General features: G+C 63.8%; 19 protein-coding genes. 13 read left to right on the top strand and 6 right to left on the bottom strand.

What is annotated here, in order from left to right:
* The first annotated feature begins 172 nt into the window (after positions 1-172).
* From GQ56_RS0100525 to GQ56_RS40460, 7 genes are all read left to right on the top strand, one after another.
* Positions 173-2,155, top strand: a complete 1,983-nt coding sequence (locus tag GQ56_RS0100525) for an SPFH domain-containing protein (protein WP_043300967.1) — start codon at positions 173-175, stop codon at positions 2,153-2,155.
* 208 nt (positions 2,156-2,363) lie between these two features.
* Positions 2,364-3,692, top strand: a complete 1,329-nt coding sequence (locus tag GQ56_RS0100520) for an SWIM zinc finger family protein (RefSeq protein ID WP_031396790.1) — start codon at positions 2,364-2,366, stop codon at positions 3,690-3,692.
* Positions 3,689-5,269 (top strand): DUF5691 domain-containing protein, encoded by a 1,581-nt coding sequence (locus GQ56_RS0100515; RefSeq protein WP_031396789.1) that lies wholly within the window; start codon positions 3,689-3,691, stop codon positions 5,267-5,269. Before GQ56_RS0100520 ends, GQ56_RS0100515 begins: the two co-directional genes overlap by 4 nt.
* Positions 5,266-6,357, top strand: coding sequence for an ATP-binding protein (locus tag GQ56_RS0100510; RefSeq protein ID WP_031396788.1), 1,092 nt, complete (start codon positions 5,266-5,268; stop codon positions 6,355-6,357). Before GQ56_RS0100515 ends, GQ56_RS0100510 begins: the two co-directional genes overlap by 4 nt.
* The gene (locus GQ56_RS0100505; RefSeq protein WP_031396787.1) at positions 6,357-8,630 is read left to right on the top strand and encodes a DUF5682 family protein; all 2,274 of its coding nucleotides are present in this window, start codon (positions 6,357-6,359) and stop codon (positions 8,628-8,630) included. The genes GQ56_RS0100510 and GQ56_RS0100505 overlap by 1 nt, the downstream gene beginning before the upstream one ends.
* Before the next feature lies 1 nt (position 8,631).
* Positions 8,632-9,795, top strand: coding sequence for a vWA domain-containing protein (locus GQ56_RS0100500; protein WP_031396786.1), 1,164 nt, complete (start codon positions 8,632-8,634; stop codon positions 9,793-9,795).
* A 156-nt stretch (positions 9,796-9,951) separates the two neighbouring features.
* Entirely contained in the window at positions 9,952-10,146 is a 195-nt protein-coding gene (locus GQ56_RS40460) for a hypothetical protein (RefSeq protein WP_152601582.1), read from the top strand.
* A gap of 252 nt (positions 10,147-10,398) precedes the next feature.
* On the opposite strand, the gene GQ56_RS40455 is transcribed toward GQ56_RS40460, so the two are convergent.
* Positions 10,399-11,328, bottom strand: a complete 930-nt coding sequence (locus GQ56_RS40455) for a LysR family transcriptional regulator (protein ID WP_075122825.1) — start codon at positions 11,326-11,328, stop codon at positions 10,399-10,401.
* 99 nt (positions 11,329-11,427) lie between these two features.
* Between GQ56_RS40455 and GQ56_RS0100495 the strand changes: the two genes are divergently transcribed.
* Positions 11,428-12,417, top strand: coding sequence for a quinone oxidoreductase family protein (locus GQ56_RS0100495; RefSeq protein ID WP_031396785.1), 990 nt, complete (start codon positions 11,428-11,430; stop codon positions 12,415-12,417).
* A 56-nt stretch (positions 12,418-12,473) separates the two neighbouring features.
* On the opposite strand, the gene GQ56_RS0100490 is transcribed toward GQ56_RS0100495, so the two are convergent.
* Together GQ56_RS0100490 and GQ56_RS0100485 are read right to left on the bottom strand one after the other, a co-directional pair.
* Positions 12,474-12,890, bottom strand: a complete 417-nt coding sequence (locus tag GQ56_RS0100490; protein WP_031396784.1) for a gamma-glutamylcyclotransferase family protein — start codon at positions 12,888-12,890, stop codon at positions 12,474-12,476.
* A gap of 32 nt (positions 12,891-12,922) precedes the next feature.
* Positions 12,923-13,546 carry a glutathione S-transferase family protein gene (locus tag GQ56_RS0100485; RefSeq protein WP_031396783.1) on the bottom strand — a complete coding sequence of 208 codons (624 nt, stop codon included), beginning with the start codon at positions 13,544-13,546 and terminating at the stop codon, positions 12,923-12,925.
* Between the two features lie 570 nt (positions 13,547-14,116).
* On the opposite strand from GQ56_RS0100485, the gene GQ56_RS0100475 reads away from it, so the two are divergent.
* Positions 14,117-15,094: a hypothetical protein gene (locus GQ56_RS0100475; RefSeq protein WP_031396782.1), complete on the top strand. Its 978-nt coding sequence runs from the start codon at positions 14,117-14,119 to the stop codon at positions 15,092-15,094.
* A gap of 691 nt (positions 15,095-15,785) precedes the next feature.
* Here the strand turns inward: GQ56_RS0100475 and GQ56_RS0100470 are convergent.
* Together GQ56_RS0100470 and GQ56_RS0100465 are read right to left on the bottom strand one after the other, a co-directional pair.
* Positions 15,786-16,511: a DUF2625 domain-containing protein gene (locus GQ56_RS0100470; RefSeq protein ID WP_235212601.1), complete on the bottom strand. Its 726-nt coding sequence runs from the start codon at positions 16,509-16,511 to the stop codon at positions 15,786-15,788.
* A gap of 25 nt (positions 16,512-16,536) precedes the next feature.
* Positions 16,537-17,394, bottom strand: a complete 858-nt coding sequence (locus GQ56_RS0100465; RefSeq protein ID WP_031396780.1) for a LysR family transcriptional regulator — start codon at positions 17,392-17,394, stop codon at positions 16,537-16,539.
* Between the two features lie 144 nt (positions 17,395-17,538).
* On the opposite strand from GQ56_RS0100465, the gene GQ56_RS0100460 reads away from it, so the two are divergent.
* Both GQ56_RS0100460 and GQ56_RS43720 read left to right on the top strand, forming a co-directional pair.
* Positions 17,539-18,099: a DUF4865 family protein gene (locus tag GQ56_RS0100460; protein ID WP_235212600.1), complete on the top strand. Its 561-nt coding sequence runs from the start codon at positions 17,539-17,541 to the stop codon at positions 18,097-18,099.
* A 229-nt stretch (positions 18,100-18,328) separates the two neighbouring features.
* Positions 18,329-18,577 (top strand): hypothetical protein, encoded by a 249-nt coding sequence (locus GQ56_RS43720; protein ID WP_152601581.1) that lies wholly within the window; start codon positions 18,329-18,331, stop codon positions 18,575-18,577.
* A gap of 39 nt (positions 18,578-18,616) precedes the next feature.
* Here the strand turns inward: GQ56_RS43720 and GQ56_RS43715 are convergent, their stop codons facing one another.
* Positions 18,617-18,799: a hypothetical protein gene (locus GQ56_RS43715; protein ID WP_152601580.1), complete on the bottom strand. Its 183-nt coding sequence runs from the start codon at positions 18,797-18,799 to the stop codon at positions 18,617-18,619.
* A 35-nt stretch (positions 18,800-18,834) separates the two neighbouring features.
* Between GQ56_RS43715 and GQ56_RS0100455 the strand changes: the two genes are divergently transcribed.
* Both GQ56_RS0100455 and GQ56_RS0100450 read left to right on the top strand, forming a co-directional pair.
* A complete protein-coding gene (locus tag GQ56_RS0100455; protein ID WP_031396778.1) occupies positions 18,835-20,016 on the top strand; it encodes a polysaccharide biosynthesis/export family protein in 1,182 nt (393 codons plus the stop codon).
* Positions 20,017-20,444: 428 nt separating this feature from the next.
* A complete protein-coding gene (locus tag GQ56_RS0100450) occupies positions 20,445-22,250 on the top strand; it encodes a serine aminopeptidase domain-containing protein (protein WP_031396777.1) in 1,806 nt (601 codons plus the stop codon).
* Positions 22,251-22,649 lie beyond the last annotated feature (399 nt).

Below are 22,649 nucleotides of genomic sequence, written 5' to 3'. Positions count from 1 at the left end.
GGCTCATGGCGCACCGGAGCCCGGCCCGACCGTGCGCGCGGGAGGTGACGGAGTTTCACAATGCCAGCTTGATCGGGTAAACAACACTTCTGTCGACGGGCCGGGGCTCGTGCCGTTCGATCAGAATGCGGATGGCAGCAGGTAAGGCCGGTGAAAACAAGGGACGAAGAATATGGATCATTTTCTGCAGGCGGGGGGATCGGCGGCGCTGGGCGTGGCGGTGCTGCTGGCGATTGCGGCGCTGTTGTGGGTGTCCGGGGTCATCCGCTACATCCCGAACGATCGCGTCGGCGTGGTGGAAAAGCTGTGGAGCCTGAGCGGTTCCGTCAAGACGGGATTGCTGGCGTTGCAGGGCGAGGCCGGTTTCCAGCCGGAACTGCTGCGAGGCGGTTTTCACTTCTTCACGCCGTTCCAGTACCGGGTTCATATCCATCCGATGGTCTCCGTGACACAGGGCAAGATCGGATACGTGTTCGCGCGTGACGGGCGCGATCTGCCTGCCGGGCAAACGCTTGCCGACAATTCGGAGGTGGACGACTTCCGGGACGTGCGCGCCTTTATCGAAAAGGAAGGCGAGAAGGGACCGCAACGCAAGGTATTGCGCGAAGGCACGCACATTGTCAATCCTGCGCTATTCGTCGTGATGACCGAGGAGGCGACATATTCGCTGTCGCTCAACTCCCAGGAGAAGGCCTATTACGAAAAGATGCGCGAGCTGCTCGATGAGCGCGGCGGTTTCTCGCCCGTAGTCATCAAGGGCGCCGAGGGTGAGCACGACTCCGATCTTCTGGCGATCGTGACCGTGCAGGATGGCCCGGCCCTGCCAAAGGACGAGTTGCTCGCCCCCGATGTCGGCGACGTCCACAATTCATATCAGGAGCCCGAGAAGTTCCTGGCGGCCGGCGGTCACCGCGGGCGGCAGGAGCGTGTTCTGGTTGAGGGCACCTGGTACATCAATCGCTTGTTCGCGACGGTCGAGTTCATTCGCAAGACGGTTATTCCGGTTGGCTTCGTGGGCGTGGTCGTTTCCTATACGGGCCGCCGCGGCAACGATCTTTCCGGCAGCGACTACAGTCATGGTGAACTGGTGGAGAACGGTTGCCGCGGCGTATGGCGCGCGCCGCTGATGCCGGGCAAGTACGCGTTCAACACCTATGCCGGCAAGATCGAGTTGGTGCCGACGACGAACTTCGTGCTGATGTGGAAATCCGGCGAAAGCGGGTCGAGCTTCGATTCGAACCTGCGAGAAATCACGTTGATCACGAAGGATGCGTTCGAGCCGCTGCTGCCGTTATCGGTCGTCGTGCATATCGACTATCGCAAGGCGCCGATGGTGGTGCAGCGGTTCGGCAATATCGAGCAACTGGTGGAGCAGACGCTCGATCCAATGGTGTCCTCGTACTTCAAGAACGTCTCGCAGACCAAGACGTTCATCGAGCTGATCCAGTCACGCAGCGAATTGCAGTTCAATGCGTCGAACGACATGCGCGTGCGTTTCCAGGCGTATTCGCTGGAATTCGAGGAAGTGTTGATCGGTACGCCCAAAGCCCAGGCAGGCGACGCGCAGATCGAGAGCATCATGGCCCAGCTGAGGGATCGGCAGATCGCACGCGAGCAAGTCGAGACGTTTGCGCAGAAGCAGATCGCTGCCGACAAGCAGCGCGAGTTGAACGAAGCGGAACAGCGCGCGGCGAAGCAAAAAGAGCTGACCGGGTCGCTCGTGGACATCAGCATCAAGGAAAACCAGGGGTCCGCCAGCGTGAAGGCCGCCGAGAAGCGCCGGCAGGAAATCGAGGCGCTGGCTCACGCCGAGAAGTTCAAGCAGGAAATGGAGGGGTCTGGCCGGGCGTCGGCCATTCGATCCGTGGGCGAGGCGGAAGCGGCTGCGATCAAGGCGAAGTCGGAAGCCTTGCAGGGCGAGGGGTCCGACAAGCAACTGATGCAAACGGTCATGCTGCGGCTGGCCGAGGCATTCGAAACCGCCAAAGTGCCGCTTGTCCCGCAGATCCAGCTCGGCGGCGGCGCCGACGGAAATGCATTCTCGACGTTGATGGCGCTGATGAGTTCGCTCAAGGCGATGGAGTTGTCGGAGTCACGCGCGAGAGGGGGCGCGCATGGCGGCGGCGCGAGTGGCTCCGATGGGCGACAGGCGTGACGCGGCCGTTATCGGAAGCGTCCCGGCGGCTGCACGGACCTTCGATTCGAAGCGAAGCGCGACACGATCTTGAGGAGGCAAGGGTAGCGTGTGATGTTTGCTTGCGCGGTACGATTCCCCCGTCTCCATGCATTAAAGATGCTCTGCTGCAGGTAATTCAGCGCAGTGCCTTCGGTCATTTCCGTAATGGGTAGTCAAAGTCACGTATATGCAGCTTACCGAACAACAGGTGTTGGCGTTGGCGCCGGATAGCAGCTCGGCCGCGAATGGCAAGAAGCTGGCGCAGCCGAAGCAGTGGCCGATGCTTGGGCGCAATGCCCGCGTGGTATGGGGAGAGTGTCAAGGGAGCGGCAAGAATCCCTATCAGGTCCGTGTGGACCTTGCCGATTTCGCGAGCAAGTGCTCGTGCCCCAGCTTCAAATTCCCCTGTAAACACGCGCTGGGCTTGTTGATCCTGAGCGCCAACCAGCCCGATGCCGTCGCCATTGCCGACGAGCCCGAGTGGGTCGGCGAATGGCTGGAAAAGCGTGCGAACCATGCCGCCAGAAAGGAGGCGCGCGCGACCGTCAAGGCCGAAGCGCCAGTCGATGAGGCCGCGCAGCGAAAGAGAGCCGAGAAGCGCGAAAATCGCGTGCTCGACGGGATGGCTGGATTGCAAGTCTGGCTCGAGGACCTCGTACGCAACGGCTTGGCCCGACTGCCGGCGCAGGGCCCCGCATTCTGGGAACAGATGGCTGCACGGCTGGTCGATGCGCAGGCAACCGGCCTGGCTGCACGTGTACGTGCGTTGGCAGAGCTTCCAGGAAGCCGTGACGATTGGCCGGAACAATTGCTCGCCGAACTCGGTCGCCTTGCGTTGGCAGTGCGTGCCTACGAGCGAATCGATCATCTCACGGTCGATTTGCAGCAGCAGTTGCGGCAATTGATCGGCTTTAGCGTGCGCGAAGAAGACGTGCTGGCCGGCGGCGACGTGTTGCGCGATCGCTGGCATGTGATCGGACAGGTTGTCGACGCCGACGACCGTGTGCGGATACAGCGGACCTGGCTCTCCGGAGAGGCGAGCGGTCGATATGCGCTGTTCATGCAGTTTGCCGTCGGTAACCAGTCCTTTCCCGCGACGTGGCTGCCCGGCACGGCATTTGACGGTGAGCTGGCCTTCTGGCCCGGGAGCGGATCGCGGCGCGCGATCCTCAAAGGTACCGCGACGCCGTTGCCGTCGCCCCTTGCTTTCTCGCACGCTCAGGATCAGATGGGGCTGCTCGAGGCCGCCGCGAATGCGCTGATGGCGAACCCCTGGCGCGATCGCATTGCAACCGTACTCGACGCAGCCGTGCCGGTTTACGCCGACGGTGCGTGGCATGCCGTCGCCCCGAGCGGGCATGGGCTGCCTGTGCAGGGCGACAACCATTGGACCTGGCTGGCGATTGCCGGCGGCCGCCCTCGGCCGGTCGCCGTGGAGTGGGATGGTGACGCGATTCGCCCTCTGGGCATGTATGTCGATGGACGCTATCAAAGCCTGGCGGGAGGTGCGCGATGAAGGATCTAGTTCGTACCGCGCTCGTCGGAACGGCCAACGCGCCTCACGACGCGTCCACTCTGGCAGAGATCGATGCGTTGTTGCCGGAGGGGAGCCGGGAGCAGCGCCTGTTGTTGCAGGCCGGTAGCTTTGCTGTTTACAGCGGAGCCGGACGTCTACCCCGTGGGGCGAAATTGCCCGTCCCCGCGCCGGACGAGGTCGAACGGGAAACGCCTGCGGTGCTCACGCCGTTGATCGCGTCCGCCATCGCGGACGAGATACCCGGACTGAGCGAATGGCTGGCGCCGCGTGTTGCGCAGGCTGGCTATCGGCTGCCGCCGGCGCTATTGCCGGACGTGCTCGGCAAAACCACGGCGCTGCCATATTGGCATGGCGTCCTCGGCGGGCGTGGCCGATGGCTCGCGTCACAGAACCCGGGCTGGGATGAGCGGTTGAAGCAGCTTGCGCCTTCCAGTCGGGATGAAGCCGCGTTGCTGCGGATATGGGAAGAGGGGGGGATAGCTGCGCGCGTCGAAGCGCTACGCGGGCTGCGTAGCATCGACGCGGCCAGGGCGCGTGACATGCTGGCCGATGTCTTGCCAAAGGAGAAGGCGGATCCGCGTCAACAACTCGTCAACGCGATGGCAGCCAATCTCGGCATCGACGATGAGCCATTTCTCGAAAGCCTGCTCGACGATCGTGCGCAAACGGTACGCATGACGGCGGCCGACCTGCTGGCGCGATTGCCGGGCTCTGCCTTCATGCACCGCATGACGGCGCGGGCCGATGCCTGCGTGCGCTGGCAAGCGGCAACGCCTGCCAGCGGCGCCGTCGCCAGGTTCGCCTCCTTCCTGGGCAAGCACGGCGATCCGGTATTGACCGTCGAGATCCCGAGCGAACTACCGAAAGACTGGGCGCGCGATGGCATCGTCGATGGGGCGAATCACGGGGAGGGCAAGCGTGCGTCATGGTTGCGCCAGGTGCTGTCGCTCATTCCGCCCGCGCGCTGGAGCGAGGCGGCGAGCAGCGAAGCGGAAGTGCTGATTCCACTGATGGCGGGCAACGACTGGGCCGATTCGTTGCTGTCCGGGTGTGCGACCGCTGCGTGTCGTGCGGGCGATCCCGCTTGGGCTGCGGCGTTCCTGCGATTTGCGCTGGGTAGCGACAAGCCATCGCCTCTTCTGGGCGGGCTGATCCCCGCCTTGTGGGATGCCTCGCTTCCCGTCGTTTGCGAAAGCGAACTGTGCCGCCAACTTGCGCTGGGCGAAGTCGAGCGGGCTACCGCATTCGCTCGCCGGCTGGATGCGCCATGGCCGACCGAGGTCGTCCGCACCTTCGCGCGCACTTTTTTCTCGGACGCCAAACAAAGCCGAAAACCGGCGGACTTGATGCTGCGTTATGACCTGGCAGGTCTGGCAAGGTTGGCCATATTGCGTGCGGCCGATGCCGACCTGGCCCTTCTGTCACCTGTCGTGGAACTGTATGCCGGCTGGCTTGGAAACGTCTTCGCCGGCCAACCTCGCATGCTGGAGCAGGCGCGTGAAATCGTCGCGCTCATGCAAGCCAAACAAACCGTGATCAAGGAGATGCCGCTGTGAGCGACAACCTCAGTACCGTGCTGCGCCAGCACGCCGAAACGCAGTATGCCGAAGAACTCGCGGAACTGGCACGCCATGACAAGCGTACTCGCCCGGCGAACTGGGAGCTGTCGCCGTGGGCGGTCAGGACTTACATGCTGGGCGGCAAGCTCGACAATGGCTTCGAGGTCACGCCGAAGTACATCGGCAGCGGCCGGCTGATCGAGATTGCCGTCGCGACGCTTGCGACCGATCGTGCGCTGCTGCTCTACGGGGTGCCGGGTACGGCGAAGAGCTGGGTATCGGAACATCTCGCGGCAGCGATCAGCGGCGATTCCACGTTGCTGATTCAGGGGACGGCCGGAACCGACGAGACGGCGTTACGTTACGGTTGGAACTACGCACGCCTGTTGTCGGAGGGGCCGTCGGAGCAAGCCCTGGTTCCCAGTCCGATGCTCAACGCGATGCGAGGTGGCAAGCTGGCGCGGCTGGAAGAGATGACGCGTGTGCCGAGCGAGGTGCAGGACACGCTGATTACCCTCCTGTCGGAAAAGACTCTGCCGGTGCCGGAACTCGGCATCGAGGTGCAGGCACAGCGCGGTTTCAACGTGATAGCGACGGCGAACAATCGCGACCGTGGCGTCAACGAGATGTCGTCGGCCTTGATGCGCCGTTTCAACACGGTGATCTTGCCCACCCCGGAGACATTCGACGAGGAGGTCGCAATCGTCAGCCGCCGCGTCGCCGAACTGGGCCAGGCGCTGGCGTTGCCGGCCGAGAAGCCGGCGCTGGAGGAAGTTCGCCGTGTCGTTGCCGTGTTCCGCGAATTGCGTAACGGCTTGACCGAGGACGGCAAGACCAAACTCAAGACGCCCAGCGGCACGCTTTCGACGGCTGAAGCGATTTCGGTGCTGGGCCACGGTATGGCCGTGGCGGGCTACTACAGCGACGGCGTGTTGCGTGCCGCCGATCTGGCAGCGGGCCTGACGGGCGCGATTGTCAAGGACCCGGTGCAGGACAAGCTGGTCTGGATGGAATACCTCAAGACGGTTGTAAAGGAGCGCGACGACTGGAAGGATTTTTATCGCGCTTGCATGGAAGTGGTCTGATGGCGGTTCGATACTACGGTATCCGTCACCATGGCCCCGGTTGCGCGCGGGCGCTGAATGCCGCACTTGCGGCACAACAACCTGACGTCGTGTTGCTTGAAGGGCCGCCGGAAGCGGACGCCATTGTCGCGTTGGCGGGTGACGCCGCCATGCGGCCTCCCGTGGCATTGCTCGTCTACCCGAGCGAAGCGCCGCGGCTGGGCGCGTTTTACCCGTTTGCCGAGTTTTCTCCGGAGTGGCAGGCGATTCGTCATGCGACGACTCACAACGTGCCGCTGTGGTTCATGGATCTGCCCGCCACGCATGGTTTTGCCGAATCCCTTGCGCAAGAGGCGGCTGCCGAAGGGGCGTCGACGGCCGGTGATATCGCCATCGATGCCGATGCGGAAGAGGGGGCGTGTCCGTCACCGGAGAAGCCGGACGACGCATTGCCGCCGGCCTGGCGCATGGACCCGATCGGTGAGTTGTCCCGAGCCGCGGGCTACGACGATCACGAATCGTGGTGGGAAGTCGAAGTCGAACAGCGTCGCGACGCCGGAGAGTTGTTTGCGGCCATTGAGGAGGCGATGGTCGCGCTGCGCGAGCACGCCCCGGCGCCCCCGCCGCGCGAAGCGCGACGTGAAGCTCACATGCGCATGCGGGTACGCGAGGCGCAAAAGGCCGGCTATCAGAGCATCGCGGTCGTATGCGGCGCCTGGCACATTCCGGCATTGACGCAGGCGGCCAGGATCAAGGACGACACGGCGCTTCTGAAGGGCTTGCCCAAGACCCGGACGGAAGCAACCTGGGTGCCGTGGAGCGACGACCGTCTGAGCTATGTCGGTGGATACGGTGCCGGTGTCGAATCACCGGGTTGGTATCGTCACCTGTGGCAAAACCCGGACTCAGCGGGCTTGCGTTGGGTCACCGAATGCGCACGCATGATGCGCGCGGAAGGGTTGGATGTGTCGTCCGCCAGCGTGATCGAAACCGTACGTCTGGCCGATGCGCTTGCCGCGATGCGAGATTTGCCGCTGCCCGGGCTTGCCGAGCAGCGCGAGGCGATGATGACCGTACTCTGTCACGGTCAGGCGGAGACGCTGTCCTTGATCCGTCGCAAGCTCGAAATCGGTGAACAACTGGGATCGGTGCCGGAATCCGTGCTGGCGGCACCGCTGCAGCGGGATCTCGACGCATGCCAAAAGCGCCTGCGCTTCAAGCCCACGACCGAGATCAGGCAGATCGATCTGGATCTACGTGAAGACGGCGGTCGACAGCGCAGCGTGCTGCTGCATCGCCTCAATCTGCTTGACGTTGCCTGGGGCAGCCTGCTGCGAGACAACAATCGTACCGGCACCTTCCGCGAGACGTGGGAATTGCGCTGGCAGCCTGACATGGTTGTCGCACTGATTGCGACCAGCCGCTACGGCAATACGATCGAGGATGCCGCAACGCACCGCCTGTGCGAACGCGCACGCGCGGGCGCGGAATTGCCGCAACTCACCGGAATGCTCGACCAGGCCGTGCTTGCGCGACTTCCTGTCGCTATCGACGTTCTGCTTGCCTGTGTACAGACGCAGGCGGCCGTCGCGGCCGACCTGGCGCATCTGATGACCGCGTTGCCGCCGCTGGCGCGCGTGGTCCGATATGGTGACGTGCGAGGAACCACCGGCACGGATCTGGAACCCATCGTCGAAGGGCTGGTTGAGCGTATCGTCGTCGGGCTTGCGGCAGCCGCAAGCTGTATCGACGAAGCTGCCGCCACCGGGATGCTGGCGCATCTCGACGGCGTGCAGGGCGCGCTCGATACGCTGGACATTGCGACATTGCGCGACGACTGGCTCGACTGCCTGGTCAATCTGACTGCGGACGACGCCGTCGCTCCCGTCGTGCGTGGCTTCGCACTGCGTCTGGCGTTCGACCGTCAACGTATCGATACAGAGGAACTCGCACGCCAGGCCGGCCTTGCGCTTGCCGCCGCCGTTCCGCCGGCGGACTCTACCGGCTGGCTGACCGGACTTCTGCGCGGAAGCGGGCTTTTGCTGCTGCAGCAAGACGCACTCTGGCGCGTCATCGATACGTGGCTTGCGGGCCTTCCGCACGACGTCTTTCTTGACCGTCTGCCTTTGCTGCGCCGCGCGTTCGCTGATTTCCACGCTGCCGAGCGGCGTGAAATGGGCGGCAAGGTTCGGCGACTCGACACGCCCGCCATGGCGGCGGCCGCTGTCGTCGAACTCGACCATGCACGGGCGGCCCGCGTGCTGCCGGTGCTTGCCGCCATCCTGGGGAAATGACATGAGCGTCAACACGGATCTCGAAACCGACCGCATGCAGCGCTGGCGCCTGGTTCTGGGCAGCGATGCCCAGGAAAGCTGCGGTACGACGTTGCCCACGGAACTCATCCGTGCCGACAATGCCCTTGCAGCGCTGTATGACAGCGATCGCCAGGGCAATCTTGGCGCCAGCAGTCCGAATGTTGCGCGTTGGCTGGGCGATATTCGCGAATTTTTTCCAACGTCCGTCGTACAGGTCATGCAGCAGGACGCCCTGGAGCGTCTGAACCTGCGCAAGATGCTGTTTGAACCGGAACTGCTCGAGTCGGTGGAACCGGATGTTCATCTGGTTGCGAGCCTGATGTCGTTGTCACGTGTGATGCCGGCCAAGACGCGGGAGACCGCACGCAGGGTCGTGCGGCGCGTGGTCGATGAACTGGAGCGCAGGCTGGCCGAGCCGATGCGCCAGGCGATACGCGGCAGCCTCAATCGTGCGGAACGCAATCACAGGCCGCGCCTGAATGAAATCGATTGGCATCGCACCATCCGCGCGAACCTGTCGCGCTACCTGCCCGAACAGCGGACGGTGATTGCGGAAAAGCTGGTGGGCTATGCACGAAAACGGTCGGCGCTGCGCGACGTGGTTCTCTGTGTGGATCAGAGCGGATCGATGGCTGCATCGGTGGTCTACGCCGGGGTGTTTGCCGCTGTCATGGCGTCACTGCGGGCGGTCCGTACCCGCATGGTCGTGTTCGATACCAATGTCGTCGATTTGACCGACGAAGCGGGCGACCCGGTCGATCTGCTGTTCGGCGTGCAACTGGGCGGCGGCACCGACATCAATCGCGCGTTAGGCTACTGCCAGCAGGTCATCAACCGTCCGGAGCAAACCATTCTCGTGTTGATCACCGATTTGTACGAAGGCGGCAATCAACAAGAGATGTTGCAACGCGCGGCAGCGCTCAAGGTGGCCGGCGTCAACGTCATCTGCCTGCTCGCACTGGCAGACAATGGCGCACCTGGCTACGATCACCACAATGCGGCCCGCTTCGCCGCGCTTGGCATTCCCGCCTTTGCCTGTACACCCGACAGGTTTCCGGAATTGATGGCGGCTGCAATCCAGAAGCAGGACATTGCGCTTTGGGCTGCTCAACAGGGTTTTGTGACGAATCGCACGGATGGCTAGGAAGGCGTCGAGGCAATCAGGGGCGCACGCGGGGACAGGATTTTCCCAGCGGGCGCCGGGTCTCGGTCGCAAGGTGGGGCGAACTGACGCGAGAAAGGAAACCGGACGAGACGAAGCGCGATGCGATGAGGTGGCCGGTCGGTGCTGACGAAAGGGATGTTGCTGCCGCTGTCAACGGAGACGGTGCGTTCGTCGTCGCTGGAGCATTACATGGCGCTTGCGCTGGCTCGTTCCGGGAATGGCGATCGTGACAGGGTCGCCTGCCTGCCGGGCGTCGTCTACCTCGCGTTTGTCATGCGAAGCGAGACGACTGTCTATCGTTTTAATATAGGATGGCTAATGATTTGTTGAGCGTGTTCTTGTGGGTCTCGAATTCGCGGACGTCAGTAGTGGAGAGCGAGAAACTCATGAGTCGCGAGTGGAAGCGCGTAATGTGTAAGGCTGGACTGGACTAGTCAGGGAGCGTCAGATCGTCTGTCTCAGTTCGGCCGCCGCTCGCTTCCCGGCTTTCCAAACGACAGATACGTATGACGAATTCCGCCGCCCGTCCCACCCCCGGCGAACATTGATGTACAGGCGCGCGCCGACGCGTACTACAGGCGGCTATTCTGTCACTGACGCCGAAATACCAGACGACAACCCTGATGTTTTGCCAATTACATCGGCAACCATCTCGGCAATCAACCGCACGCGGGGTGAGCGCCTTACGTCCGGATGCATCAATAGCCACAACGGTCGGGTGATCGGACAGACGTGATTTGATATCCGCAGAAGCGCCGGATCCTGTTCGGCCAAAAAACACGGAAGCACCGCCACTCCTAACCCAGCTTTGGCTGCATGAAATAGGGCGGCGAGGTCATTGCTTCGGAATACGAATCGTCTATCTCCGGCGAATTGTTTGAGCCAGCGCTGCTGCGGCACCTGACTGAGACGCTCGTCATAGCCCAGGAATTCCCATTCCGACTCCGACCGTTCTCGATACCCGGTCGCAGCGTAAAGGCCATAACCCATTTCGCCGACGCGTCGCGCGGCCAGGCCTGAAGTGGTAGGCCTGGACATGCGAATCGCCAGATCCGCCTCGCCGCGAGACAGACTCGCATCACGTGACTCCCCCATCACCTCGAGATCGATGTTCGGCCATTGGGCACGCATTGCGGACAGACGCGGCACCAGAAGATGGCTCGCCAGCACAGGCGGCGCAGACAGCCGCACCGTACCGCTCAACGACGATATGCCAGCGGCCGCGCGGAAAAACGCGTGCGCTTCTTCGTCGAGGCATGTCGCATGCCGGGCGAGGGTTTCTCCCTCCGGGGTAAGCGTCCAGCCCTTCGGCAGACGATCAAACAGTCTAAGTCCCAGTGACTGCTCCAGCGCCCCGACCCTGCGGGCAACCGTCGAATGCTCGACGCAGAGCTTACGCGCCGCACCCGAGAGACTTCTGGTTCGCGTGAGTTCGAGGAAATACCGGATGTCGTCCCATTGCAGGCGAGAGCCTTCCAGCAGAGCGCTACCTGTGTTTTTTTGCACACTCATTGTCGATCTATGCGGAATTGAACCGGGCGTCCTCTCAGTGCACCATGAACTTGCCAGATAACACATCATGAGGAAAACATGCCTTCCATTGCCATACCGATGACGTCGCCGCTACCTGCTGTCGAACTCGCCATTGCACGGCACGGCGACGCTTCGACGCTAAAACTGCACGAGACCATGCTCCCTGCGCCTGCACCCGGCGACGTGCGCATCCGCCAGACAGCTATCGGCGTCAATTTCGTCGATATCTATCACCGCACGGGCCTCTATCCGCTGCCAGCACTTCCCGCCGTGCTGGGCGTCGAAGCCACAGGTATCATCGACGCCATCGGCGAAGGCGTCGAATCGCTGTACATTGGCCAGCGCGTCGCCTACGCCGGTCCGCCGGTCGGCAGCTATACCAGCGCGCGCAATATTGCTGCGGCTCGCGTTCTCCCCTTGCCAGATGACATCGACGATGACACGGCTGCCAGCCTGCTGCTGCGGGGCATCACCACACATATGCTGTCTTCCTGCGTCTACACCATCAAGGCCGGCGACACGGTGCTGATCCAGGCCGCTGCCGGCGGACTCGGACTCGTCGTGACACAATGGGCCAAAGCGCTAGGCGCGCGTGTCATCGGCACCGTTGGTTCGAAAGCAAAGGCGGAACTCGCGAAAGAGTTTGGTCTGGACGATGCGATTCTCTACCGCGAACAGAACCTCACCACTGCCGTCCACGCACTGACCGATGGTCGCGGCGTTGATTACGCCATCGACGGCATCGGGGGCAAGACGTTCATCGAGACGCTCGGCACCGTGCGCCCATTTGGAATGGTCGCCAGCGTCGGCCAGGTCGACGGTGATCCCGGGCCAATCGATCTGTCTCTGCTCGGTCCCGCACGTTCGATTGCACTTTCGCGTCCGAGCGTGTTCCGCTACATTGCCGATCCGTTGCGATACCGCGAAGCGGGGCTGGCTACATTCCAACGCGTGCGAAGCGGTCTGAGAGCGCAGATCGGAGCCGTGCTACCGCTGGCCGAAGCAGGCGAAGCGCAGCGTCGGCTGGAAACGGGCAAAGCAAACGGCTCGATCATATTGCGCCCCTGATGCTCTATGTGCAGACCGGCGACTTCATACGAGACCGGGTTCGTGGCAGCGCCGACTTATATCCGGGGTAAGTGAGAAGTTGATAGTCCCAACGACGTGAGTATGGTATGGAGTCGGGCTATGTAGTCCGGCTCGACGGCGCCATCGATGCGCGGAGCGACATGCACCATGGCCAAAGTCGGAACGAGCAGCGACACTTCGCCGTCCGGGTCATCGATGCGCGCGATGTACGCTTCGGCGCGGTAGTCGTCGAGCCCGTCATAGAGTCGATCGATCTCGCAGTGCGTGAGCGCGTAGATCATCCCTTCGGCCACCTCACCCGGAGCGCAAATCAGGATGGCCTTCGTCGCCACCACGACACGGTGATCGAGTATGCGCCCGATGCGAGGCTGCCGTGGATGTGCCCCCTTTGCTGCGAGGTTGGCGCCATCCATGTGCAGGCCATAGAAAAATATGTCGACAAGTCGTTCCATCGTGGGCGCCACGTGAGAGAGGTTCGTGGTATTCACGGGGTTCCGTTGCGACAGTGCTCTGCGTAGCCTGAGCGCTCGCACATGCGTTCCATGTACGCCAGCGTGGCAGGGAAGCCTTCATGCGAGACTGGCGTTTCGAGCCAGCGGTTCACGGAGAGTCCGATAGGGATGTCGGCCATCGTGAACGACGCTCCGGCGATGAAGCCCCCGGTCTTTTCCAGTTGTCGCTCGATGATTGTCATGTGTCTGCGCCAGGCGGTGCACGACTTCGCGATCTGTTCCGGATCCTGGTAATCCGGAAGACGCCGGATTAGCGCCAGGAACGCGTAACTCCACGACTTGTTCAAATCGGTCGCCTGCCAGTCCATCCATTGGTCTACGCGAGCGCGGGCCAGCGCTGACGTTGGGTAAAGGTGGGTAGCGTTTTCGCGGTTGGCGAGATAGCGAATGATCGTGTTGGACTCCCAGAGCACGAAATCTCCATCGCGAATCACAGGCACCATCGCGTTAGGGTTGAGCGCCAGAAATTCGGGCGTGTTGGTGGACTGGAAACCCACCCCCCAGTCTTCACGCGTGAACAAAAGATCCAGTTCGGCGCAGGTCCAGAGTACCTTGCGCACGTTGATGGAAGAGGCCTTCCCCAGTATCTGCAGCATGTTGATGACAGAATGTTCGTGGTTGATCAGAACGACGCAGCGAATCAGGCCACTCAGTTACGCTGTATAGATTGATCAATCCAGTGTATCTATCGGTCGTACTGCCCGACAGGTACAGTTCCGATGCCACTCACCGGGCCAGGCCAGCGCACCTGTGGCGGGACTATGTTGCTGTCGGGTTGCGAACCAGCTTCCACTGGCTTCGTGATCGCGGAGGTAGCATATCGTCGGTCGACGCGCTGCGTTGACGCCTTAGGTTATGCGCGATGCATCCGGCTGTATTCGGCCATGAGGCGACGTTCGACGATCAAATTGACAGGGAGTTCGAGCGTCGCCGTCGGCGCCGACATCAGCCATTCGCATTGCAGTATCCCCGATGGATTGCAGGCACGCCCGTCCTTTGGGGCTATGCATGGGCTTCGCCGAACCAATCATCGGCCTTTTGCGCAGCCAGTATGGCGCTAAAGTGCAATTGGCCGCCTGGCCGCTTCAGCAGGTTCAAGAAAATTGGTTTCCGTGCCGATAACATGAAACGCATTGGAATCCCCCCTTTTCTATCGCAGATTGAGAATGAAGAAAAAATACCTCATTGGAACAGCTGGCGCTTTGACGGTTCTACTGCAAGCCTGCGCAAGCACTTCTGCAGTCAAGACGGAAGTGGGCAAGATGGATACCACTACCCTGAACGTCTATTCCGATAACACGGTGGCGTACACGACGTCCAAGAGCGACCTCTCCCCTAAGTATTGGGCGTGGACCCGCAGTGGCGACGAGATCCTCGCTCTTCAGATCGGTGAGCGCGTTTACAACACGAAGGACGTCTCCAGCGTCAATTTTTCGCGCAAGGTCGGTAGCAAGGTCGGCAACGTGAGCGTGCAAATGCGTTCCGGCGAGACCTTCAATGTGAGGCTGCGCGCGTATCCCAAGGCGTCGGAACTGGCATGGCTGCATTGCGATACTGACAAGACATGCACCAACCGAGTCCCGTTCAACATCCACAATTACAATGCGATGGGCAATCTGCTTTCCGGTATCACGGACGATGACCTTCAGGCGATCCTGCCTTGGAATTCCAACCCGCTACAGCCTTCGGCCTATCTGGTTCCGACAGACGAATTCTGGGATCCGGGTCGCGTAATTGGTGCACCGGTGACCAACACCGTCAAGTTTTTCGATGACGCACAACAAGAAAAAGTGTCTCTCCTGAAGAAGGTTGATAGTCAGATTCAAGAGGCGCAGCATCGCGGGGAAGTGCATAGACAAGATATGGTTGAGAGGCAGAAGGAAGCAGTGTCGGCTGCGCAAGCTGTGGTCGCGACTTGGGCGAAAGAACCCATTGGCGAAGAGGATTACTGCAGGACGGCGTTTTTCGATTCATCACCAAAACGCAGTGACGACGTGGTGTCCGACTGCCAGCGGCACGGAAGAACCAGCACCGGCGTTTTCCGGAAAGCAGGATGGGTGATCACGAGCGAAACCCCCCAAACGGTTAATCAGTTGGGTGTCTTGCACACAATGTTCGACTTCAGGATCAGGAAAGTGCAGTGACACCTTGAGGCTTGGGTTCAGGTAGTGAGCGACTGTTCACGGCGCTGAGTCGCCGCACTTCTCGCCGGTCAGCGGTCGTTCGTGGAAGCGTGCGGTCCCGAGCCGGCCCGAAGCAAGTCCCACTCGATGGGTAGACCTATGTGCATCAATCACTGGCTGAGCCAAGCGGGGATCGTAGACCTGCCTGAATCCGCATATCCAACATATGGCGCATGAAAGGGAAGGTCGCTAATGCCTAGGTGTCGGTCGTGCTCGCCACTGAGGAGCCTGGCAGGCATCTGCAAACCGCACGGTCGCACGACCGACCGCAAGTTAACGCGGACTAGCAAGCGAGATGGCTCTATGGAGGGCTTTTCTCGAAAGAGGTGTTCCTGAATGGCCGTTGTGGTCCCAAGAAACGACGGATAGTCGGCGCGGCGACGAACGACTGAGATGGGTCGATCCGGGCCCTTGATGGAGTGATGCCGAAGCAATCTCAGACCTGATCTGACGCTGACTGAGAGATCAGGTCTTGACTTACGCACGTAATGACATCGAGGTGCCGTCTTTTCGTTCCCGCCCGCGCAGGTGAGAGCGGGAAGACGCGGGGAATCTCCCGTGGGGCGCATCGGTGCATGTTGTTGCCGCCGACACGATGGGAATGGATGGCCGCCGCCCCGGCCGCGTGCGTCGTTCGAGCACCGCGGCCCGGTCACGATTGCGGTGACGCTCCGGATCGAAGGGCAAGATGCAGTGCGTACAGTTCGGAAACGGCTATCGCCTTGCGGCTGCTGTGTTCGACCGATCCTTCCTTGGTCCACAGGAACGGATAGAAGCTGAAGCATTGATCCGTCGTCAGATGCTGGACATCGGCCTGCCAGCCGGGCCAGCGCATGCCCGCATAGAAATCGTCCGGCTTTTCGCCGAGGGCCCAGCGCACGAAGTCGCTGTACCCGATCTCGAGGGGCTCCCACTGCAAGGTGTCGGGGGCAAGGTAATACAGCGAGCCCGTGTCCTCCCCGAGTGCGCCGCCGTTCAATGCGAAGAATCCGCCGACGGCGTCGTCCGCGACCAGCAGAAAACCGGACGAGCGCCCGTCGTTCCAGCCGACGATGTCCCTGGGCAGCCTCGGATGGCCCGAGCCGAGCAGGCGAAGGAAGCCTCCCGCCGCCAGGATGCCGCCGGTCGAGTACGCGACCGTTCCCAACGTCGATCGTGTGGAGACCTGAAGCGCCGCCAGCACGTCGCCGCACCGATCGGACGAGGGCAGTATTTCGCACGGGCCGCTGGCCGCCGCCGCCCACTCGGTCAAGGTCGGAAGAGCGGATTCGCGTTCGTTCACCAGTTCGTCCAGCGGGCGCATGTCGTTTTCTCCGTGTGTTTCGATCCAGCGTGGGCCGACCGGCACCGGCGCGACCGAGCGGTACGTCGCATGCATCGACCTACCCATGCCGCACGCGACGTCACCGCACCCCGACCGACGACCGCAGCGCCGCGCCGAGCGTACGCAGCGCCTGCCGGGCCGGCGCATCGGTCTGGTTCGAGTAGAGCACGACATCGCGCGAGGGCAGCGGCGGCAATCCGTATTGCGCGCCCACGTCGATCGTCCCGGCGGGCGCCACGCGATGCCCGAGCGCGGCGACGGCCAGCCCCGCGGATACCGCCGCGCCGATCGTCGCCACGCCGCCGCCGACGAAGACTTCCGTCCAGGCGACGCCGGCTTCGTCCAGCGCGCCGATCGCCATGCGGCGCACGCTGCACGGCTCGGCCTGCGTGGCGAGCCGCAGCGGTTGCGGCGGATGGTACTCGAAATCGGTCGCGGCCATCCAGCCGAACGATTCCGACAGGATGGTCTCGCCGTCGAGCCGCCGGCTGTCGTGCCGCAACGCGACGGCCGCGTCGAGTTCGCCGCGGTCGAACGCATCGAGCACGTCGCGCGACGCGGCGACCCGGATCTCCAGCACGAGCCCGGGCTCCGCTTCGCTCATGCGTCGCAGCAGCATCGGAAGCTCGGCGCCGACGACATGATGGCTCACGCCGATCACCAGCCGCCGCTGCCCGATGCCGAACGCGCCGACCGCGCCCTGGTGAGCAGCCACCAGTTCGCGCGCCGGCACCAGGAACGCGGTGCCGTCGGCCGAAAGGCGAACCTGCCGCGGTGTGCGCTCCAGCAGGCGGCGGCCGAGCCCGTCCTCGAGCCGCTTGATCTTCAGGCTCACCGCCGACTGCGTCGTGTCCATCGCCTCGGCGGCCCGCGTAAAGCTCTTGAGGTCGGCGGTCAGCACGAACGCCTGCACGGCTTCGATGTCGAGCGTTTTCATCGCGTACTCACTCATTTCAGAATTGAATCATTGAAATATTCTGCCATCGTATTTTCAAATGATTCAAGGTCTTCTACGCTGTCTTCGAGCCGTCCGGAATCTCCGTTTCCTTTCCAGGAGTCGATCATGCTGACCGCGTATTACGTGCACCGCCTGCCGGCGGACTACGACCTCGACCTCATCCGTGAGCGCGCCCGCGAGCGCGGCAGGCACTGGGACGACGCGCCGGACCTGCTGTTCAAGGGGTTCCTGCTGCGCGAGGCAGGCCGCCACGGCGCGACGGAAAACAGTTTTGCGTCGCTTTATCTGTGGCGCAACGAGCAGGCGTTTACGCGGTTCGTCGCGGAGGGCCGCTATCGGGTCGTCACTGCCAGCTTCGGACGCGCGCCGATCGACGTGCAGGTCGTGCTCGACGCCCGCAAGGGCAGCGCTTCGACGGCACGCTTCGCGCGGCTGGACGCCATCGATATTCCGGTCGATTCCGACCTCGATGCGACGCTTGCGCGAGAGATCGCGCGCAATCGCGAAGCGGCGGCGCAGGCCGGCGTTGTCGCCGCGGCAGTCAGCATCGATACCGCGCGCTGGCGACTGAGCCGCATCCTGCTGTCCGAACACGAACCGGAGGGCGGGGCGGCCGGCACGGTGCATCAGGTCCTGTATCTGGCCAGGCCGTTGCTCGATACGCTCGAAGCGGGCGGCGCGTGATGGCCGGCGTTGCATCGCGACCGCGGGCCGGGCCCGCGGGCGGGGCGAGTGGCGAGGCGTCGACATGCTTGCCGGCCGGCCTGGCGGTTGCCGCGCATCTGGCCGGCGTGGCGGCAGGGATGGCGGCGCTTGCCGCGCTTGCGACGTTGCTGGCGCTGTTGCTTCGATAAGCAGCGTCGACGGGAGGGCGAATGCGGGGGAGCCGGGCACGACGTGCGCGGCTCCCCCGTTGGTTTATGGCCGCAGGGTTCCCTGCAACCGGCCGGCCCGCGACGACCTCAACGACCTCGACAAACGTGAGCGGCTGTCCGCCACCCCGACAGGCAACGCGCCCGACACAGCGCATCCGGCGTTCGAACGGCCGGTCGTCTCGTTCCGGACCGACATCGCCGGCTTCCTCCAGCCCGGCAGCGGTTCCGGCACTGGCATCGGCCGCACGGGCCGGCGAAAGCCGGGGTGCGATCGCATTTTTGTATGAAGACAGGCTTTCGGTGGGGTTGCTCACATACACGTCGCGTCAGACGGTGTCCAATCGGGTATTACCGCGTGAGTAGCCCTGACGGAGCACGACCGGCAGGACGCGGGCATATGCGACATCGAGCCGTTCATCACGAAACGGGCGGAACGATGTGCGGCGACAAGGGAAGCGCGGCAATGCGGCGCGTGCCGTGCCGGCAAGCGCAATGCGCCAGTCCGTCATTCCGGACGGGTTCCTGCACAGTTTGGAAAGACGCGATGTCAACGACTACACAAAAGAGAACGAGGCTCGGTTCGCCGCGACTGCTCGCGGCGGCGGCGACCGTGTGCGCGCTGAGCGCATGTGCATTCGCCCCCGGCATGACGTACCGCGCGCCGGCCGGACGCGACGCGAATGCGAGCGTGAACGTCGCCGCATCGGGCGCGGGCGGCCTCGACGGGGTGCAGAACGTGTCGAGCGAGGAACTGATCGAGATCACGCCGGCGTTCGTCCAGCAGCAGGCTGCGCGACCCGCCAGCGTCGACGCCGAAGTCCGGCGCCTGTTCGGTACGCCGAAGCCGTACGTGATCGGCCCCGGCGACGTGCTGAACATCGTCGTATGGGATCACCCGGAACTGAACCTGCCTACCGCCCAGACGACGAACGGCGACAACATCGGCACCAACTCGGTGGCGGCCGGCTACACGGTCGACCCCGGCGGCAACGTGCAGTTCGCCTACGCGGGCCTCGTTCACGTGGCGGGGTTGACCGAGGCGGAGGCGCGCACGGTGCTGACCCGGCGGCTGGGCGAAACCGTGCGCAAGCCGCAGATCGCGCTGCGCATTCAGGCGTATCGCAGCAAGCGCGTCTATCTGGATGGGGAGGTGCGCACGCCGGGGCTGCAGATCGTCAACGACATGCCGATGACGCTGCCCGAGGCGATCGATCGCGCGGGCGGCTTCACGACCACGGCGGACCGGTCGCAGGTGTCGGTGACGCGCGGCGGACAGACCGTGAACGTGAGCCTGCCGGCCCTGATCGCGGCGGGCGTGAATCCGTCGAACATCCTGCTGCGCGACGGCGATCTGGTGCGCGTGCGGGCGACGAGCGACGCGAAGGTGTTCGTGCTGGGCGAAGTGTCGCGCCCGGCGACGCTGACGTTGACCGACGGACGGATGAGCCTCGGCGAAGCGCTCGGCGATACGGGCGGTGTGAGCCAGTACACGTCCGACGCGCGGCAGATTTACGTGGTGCGCCGCGGGCCGGGCAACCGGCCGCAGGTCTATCACCTGGACGGAAGTGCGCCGGCGTCGTACGCGCTCGCCGACCAGTTCGCGCTCGAGCGGCGCGACGTCGTGTTCGTCGACGCATCGTCGCTGGTGCGCTGGAGCCGCGTCGTGAACCTGCTGATTCCGTCCGCGGCGCAGGGCGCATTGACCGCCCGGGCCGTGACGCCGTGATGCCCCGTTGTGTGCGCCGGGGAAGATTTTTCGCGCCGTCGGGCGCGTGGAAGGACGCAGTCATCGTTCCTGCCGGCTGCGGGGTGGTGATACTGCGGAAGGTATTGAAATTGTAATGTGGCGTACGAAATACGTCAGGCGTGAATGATCTACTGCGCGTAGACATTCGAGCGGGGCCGCCGGCCCGACGCATCGAGGTCGTCAGGCATGAAAGATGGCGATATGACGGAATGCGAATCAAGCACATTCCCGACACCAGTCTCAATCTCGAAGAGCTCGCGGATCGGGGTGGTCCACGGCAAGCGTTCGTGCTTCATGCGCGTGCCGCTCTTCGGTCTGGTGAGTAGCGCCCGACCACTTGCCGCATGGCCTGCGGCAGGCACGTATTGAAATCCGGCCCGTCAGACACCTAGAACAAGGACCAAACCATGACACCCATCCACTTCGATGGATGCGTTGGCTGGCTTCACGAGGGCAACCGATCCCACGGCATCGTCATTTGCGAGCCGCTGGGCCATGAGGCGCTCTGGCTTCACAAGCTCGTGCGCTCGCTCGCGGAGCATCTCGCCGATCGAGGCTTTCCGGTGCTGCGTTTTCAGTATCCGGCGAGCGGGGATTCGCTCGGCGACGAACAGGATGCCGAACGCTTCGAGCGCATGCTGGCGAGCATCCGGCAAGCCGCCCGGACGCTGCGTGAAAGCGCGGCGCTGGACGGCCTGACGCTCGTCGGCGTGCGCGCGGGCGCGGCGTTGGCACTCCTTGCGGCCGACGGGATACCCGGCCTCACGCGTTTCGTCGCGCTGGCGCCCGTCGTGCGCGGCCGCAGCTACATGCGCGAGCTTTCGCTCGTCGCGCAACGCTGGCTCGACAACGTGTCGCCCGCCGTACGAGATGCGGTTCGCGACGAACGGCCGTTCACCGTGCTGGGCCATGCGTATCCCGACGATCTCGTCGACGCGCTCCGGCGCATCGATCTGTGCCGCACCGCCGCGAATCTGCAGAGCTGCCCGGCGCGCGCGTTGATCGTCGATGCGCCGTACGGCGACGGTGCTGCGTTGTCGTCCGCGCTGCAGGCGCGCGGTGTCGCGGTGAACCTTCAAACCTGCTCGGACTGGGCGGTCGCGATGCGCGAACCGATCTGGTCGCGATGGCCCGATGCGCTGCCCGATACGATCGTGGACTGGATCGACGACGGTTCGACCGCGGCCGTCCGCACGCTCGCGCGACGTCCCGCGCCCCGGCCCACGCTGGCCGGCAACGGCTGCGTCGAACACCTGGTGCGCGTGGGGCCGCAGCAACTGGTCGGCGTGCTGTGCGAGCCGGCCGGCGACAGGGCGTGCGCCGCCGCGCCCACGTTGCTGATCGCCAATACGGCGGCCAACCCGCGTGTCGCGGACGGGCGGCTGGCGGTTCGGCTGGCCCGTTCGCTCGCGGCGCTCGGCATCCGCAGCCTGCGCGTCGATTCGAGCGGCATCGGCGACAGCGGCCGGCGTGCGCGCGACAACCAGACGGACATCCCGTACTCCGACCAGGCTGTTGCCGACATGGTCGCCGCCGCGCGCTGGTTGAAGGAAGCCGGCCACCACCGGGTCGTCACGTTCGGAATCTGCTCCGGCGCGTACGCTTCGCTTCATGCGGCCGCGCAAGGGACGCTGGCCGGCGTGATCGCGGTCAACCTTCCGGTGCTCATCTGGCCGCGCGGGCAGACGCTCGCGGATGCCGTCGACAACCAGACCAATTCGATGCGCGGCTATGTCGCGTCGTTGCGCAGCGTCGACAAGTGGCGCCGCCTGCTGAGCGAGGGCCGCGACCTGCGCCCGGTATTGCGTGCGCTCGCCCGCTTCGTCGTGGATAGTGCGACCGTGCCGGTGAGGAACCTGGCGGAGCGCATCGGCCGGGGGCCGGGCAAGGACACGCCTCGCGGCCTGCTGCGCGACATGTCGCTGCGCGGTATCCAGACGCACCTGATCTACGGGACGTTCGACGCGGGCGTCGACGTGATCGTCCGGAATTTCGGCCCCGTGTCCGGCGCGTTCGCGCACTTGCCGAATGTGTCGGTCGATATGCAGGACACGCTCGATCATTCGCTGCACGGCGCCGCCGCCGCGCAATACGTGATCGACCGGTGCGCCGCGCTGCTGGTCGGCTGGCATGCGCCGGCCGCCTCCGTCGTCGCGGTTGCCACCGCTCCGGGAACGGAAGTGAAAACGAAGACGGAACGCGCGATTCCGTAACATCCGGGCGGGCCCCGCGTCGAGACGAACGCGGCGCGACCGGCGAGTCCCGCCGCCTGAACGCCCGGCAGGTTGCCCGGTGCGCAACCGGGAGCGCTGCCCGGCGCGCCCGGCTGCCCGGCTGAAACCGCCCGTAAGTAACCGTGCGAACAGATCCGCGGTTTCCGACACATTATCGTGGCGGTGTCCCTTTCTCGTGTCGTCCCGTTTTCGACGGCGTCGGCGTCACGAGGCCGTTCAGGAATGCCGATGCAACGAAATCGCCGTGAATGCCGAAAGATGAGCCCAAACCCTGCGGCGCGCCGGTTCGCGCGGGCGTGCGTGCAGGGGGCCGGAACGTGGAGCGGGCGCATGGCGCCGCTTGCGGCCTGCAAGGACGGTGACGGCGCGTCGCGCGCC

Source organism: Burkholderia paludis, assembly GCF_000732615.1.
Lineage (GTDB): Bacteria > Pseudomonadota > Gammaproteobacteria > Burkholderiales > Burkholderiaceae > Burkholderia > Burkholderia paludis.
Note: the sequence above shows the minus strand (reverse complement) of the source record. Positions and strands in the feature narration are given on the sequence as shown.

What these genes read in the sequence shown, in the direction of transcription:
- GQ56_RS0100525 (WP_043300967.1), top strand. Translation starts at nt 173, where the DNA reads ATGGATCATTTTCTGCAGGCGGGGGGATCGGCGGCGCTGGGCGTGGCG.
- GQ56_RS0100520 (WP_031396790.1), top strand. Translation starts at nt 2,364, where the DNA reads ATGCAGCTTACCGAACAACAGGTGTTGGCGTTGGCGCCGGATAGCAGC.
- GQ56_RS0100515 (WP_031396789.1), top strand. Translation starts at nt 3,689, where the DNA reads ATGAAGGATCTAGTTCGTACCGCGCTCGTCGGAACGGCCAACGCGCCT.
- GQ56_RS0100505 (WP_031396787.1), top strand. Translation starts at nt 6,357, where the DNA reads ATGGCGGTTCGATACTACGGTATCCGTCACCATGGCCCCGGTTGCGCG.
- GQ56_RS0100500 (WP_031396786.1), top strand. Translation starts at nt 8,632, where the DNA reads ATGAGCGTCAACACGGATCTCGAAACCGACCGCATGCAGCGCTGGCGC.
- GQ56_RS40460 (WP_152601582.1), top strand. Translation starts at nt 9,952, where the DNA reads ATGTTGCTGCCGCTGTCAACGGAGACGGTGCGTTCGTCGTCGCTGGAG.
- GQ56_RS40455 (WP_075122825.1), bottom strand. Translation starts at nt 11,328, where the DNA reads ATGAGTGTGCAAAAAAACACAGGTAGCGCTCTGCTGGAAGGCTCTCGC.
- GQ56_RS0100495 (WP_031396785.1), top strand. Translation starts at nt 11,428, where the DNA reads ATGACGTCGCCGCTACCTGCTGTCGAACTCGCCATTGCACGGCACGGC.
- GQ56_RS0100490 (WP_031396784.1), bottom strand. Translation starts at nt 12,890, where the DNA reads ATGGAACGACTTGTCGACATATTTTTCTATGGCCTGCACATGGATGGC.
- GQ56_RS0100485 (WP_031396783.1), bottom strand. Translation starts at nt 13,546, where the DNA reads ATGCTGCAGATACTGGGGAAGGCCTCTTCCATCAACGTGCGCAAGGTA.
- GQ56_RS0100475 (WP_031396782.1), top strand. Translation starts at nt 14,117, where the DNA reads ATGAAGAAAAAATACCTCATTGGAACAGCTGGCGCTTTGACGGTTCTA.
- GQ56_RS0100470 (WP_235212601.1), bottom strand. Translation starts at nt 16,511, where the DNA reads ATGCATGCGACGTACCGCTCGGTCGCGCCGGTGCCGGTCGGCCCACGC.
- GQ56_RS0100465 (WP_031396780.1), bottom strand. Translation starts at nt 17,394, where the DNA reads ATGAAAACGCTCGACATCGAAGCCGTGCAGGCGTTCGTGCTGACCGCC.
- GQ56_RS43715 (WP_152601580.1), bottom strand. Translation starts at nt 18,799, where the DNA reads ATGACGGACTGGCGCATTGCGCTTGCCGGCACGGCACGCGCCGCATTG.
- GQ56_RS0100455 (WP_031396778.1), top strand. Translation starts at nt 18,835, where the DNA reads ATGTCAACGACTACACAAAAGAGAACGAGGCTCGGTTCGCCGCGACTG.
- GQ56_RS0100450 (WP_031396777.1), top strand. Translation starts at nt 20,445, where the DNA reads ATGACACCCATCCACTTCGATGGATGCGTTGGCTGGCTTCACGAGGGC.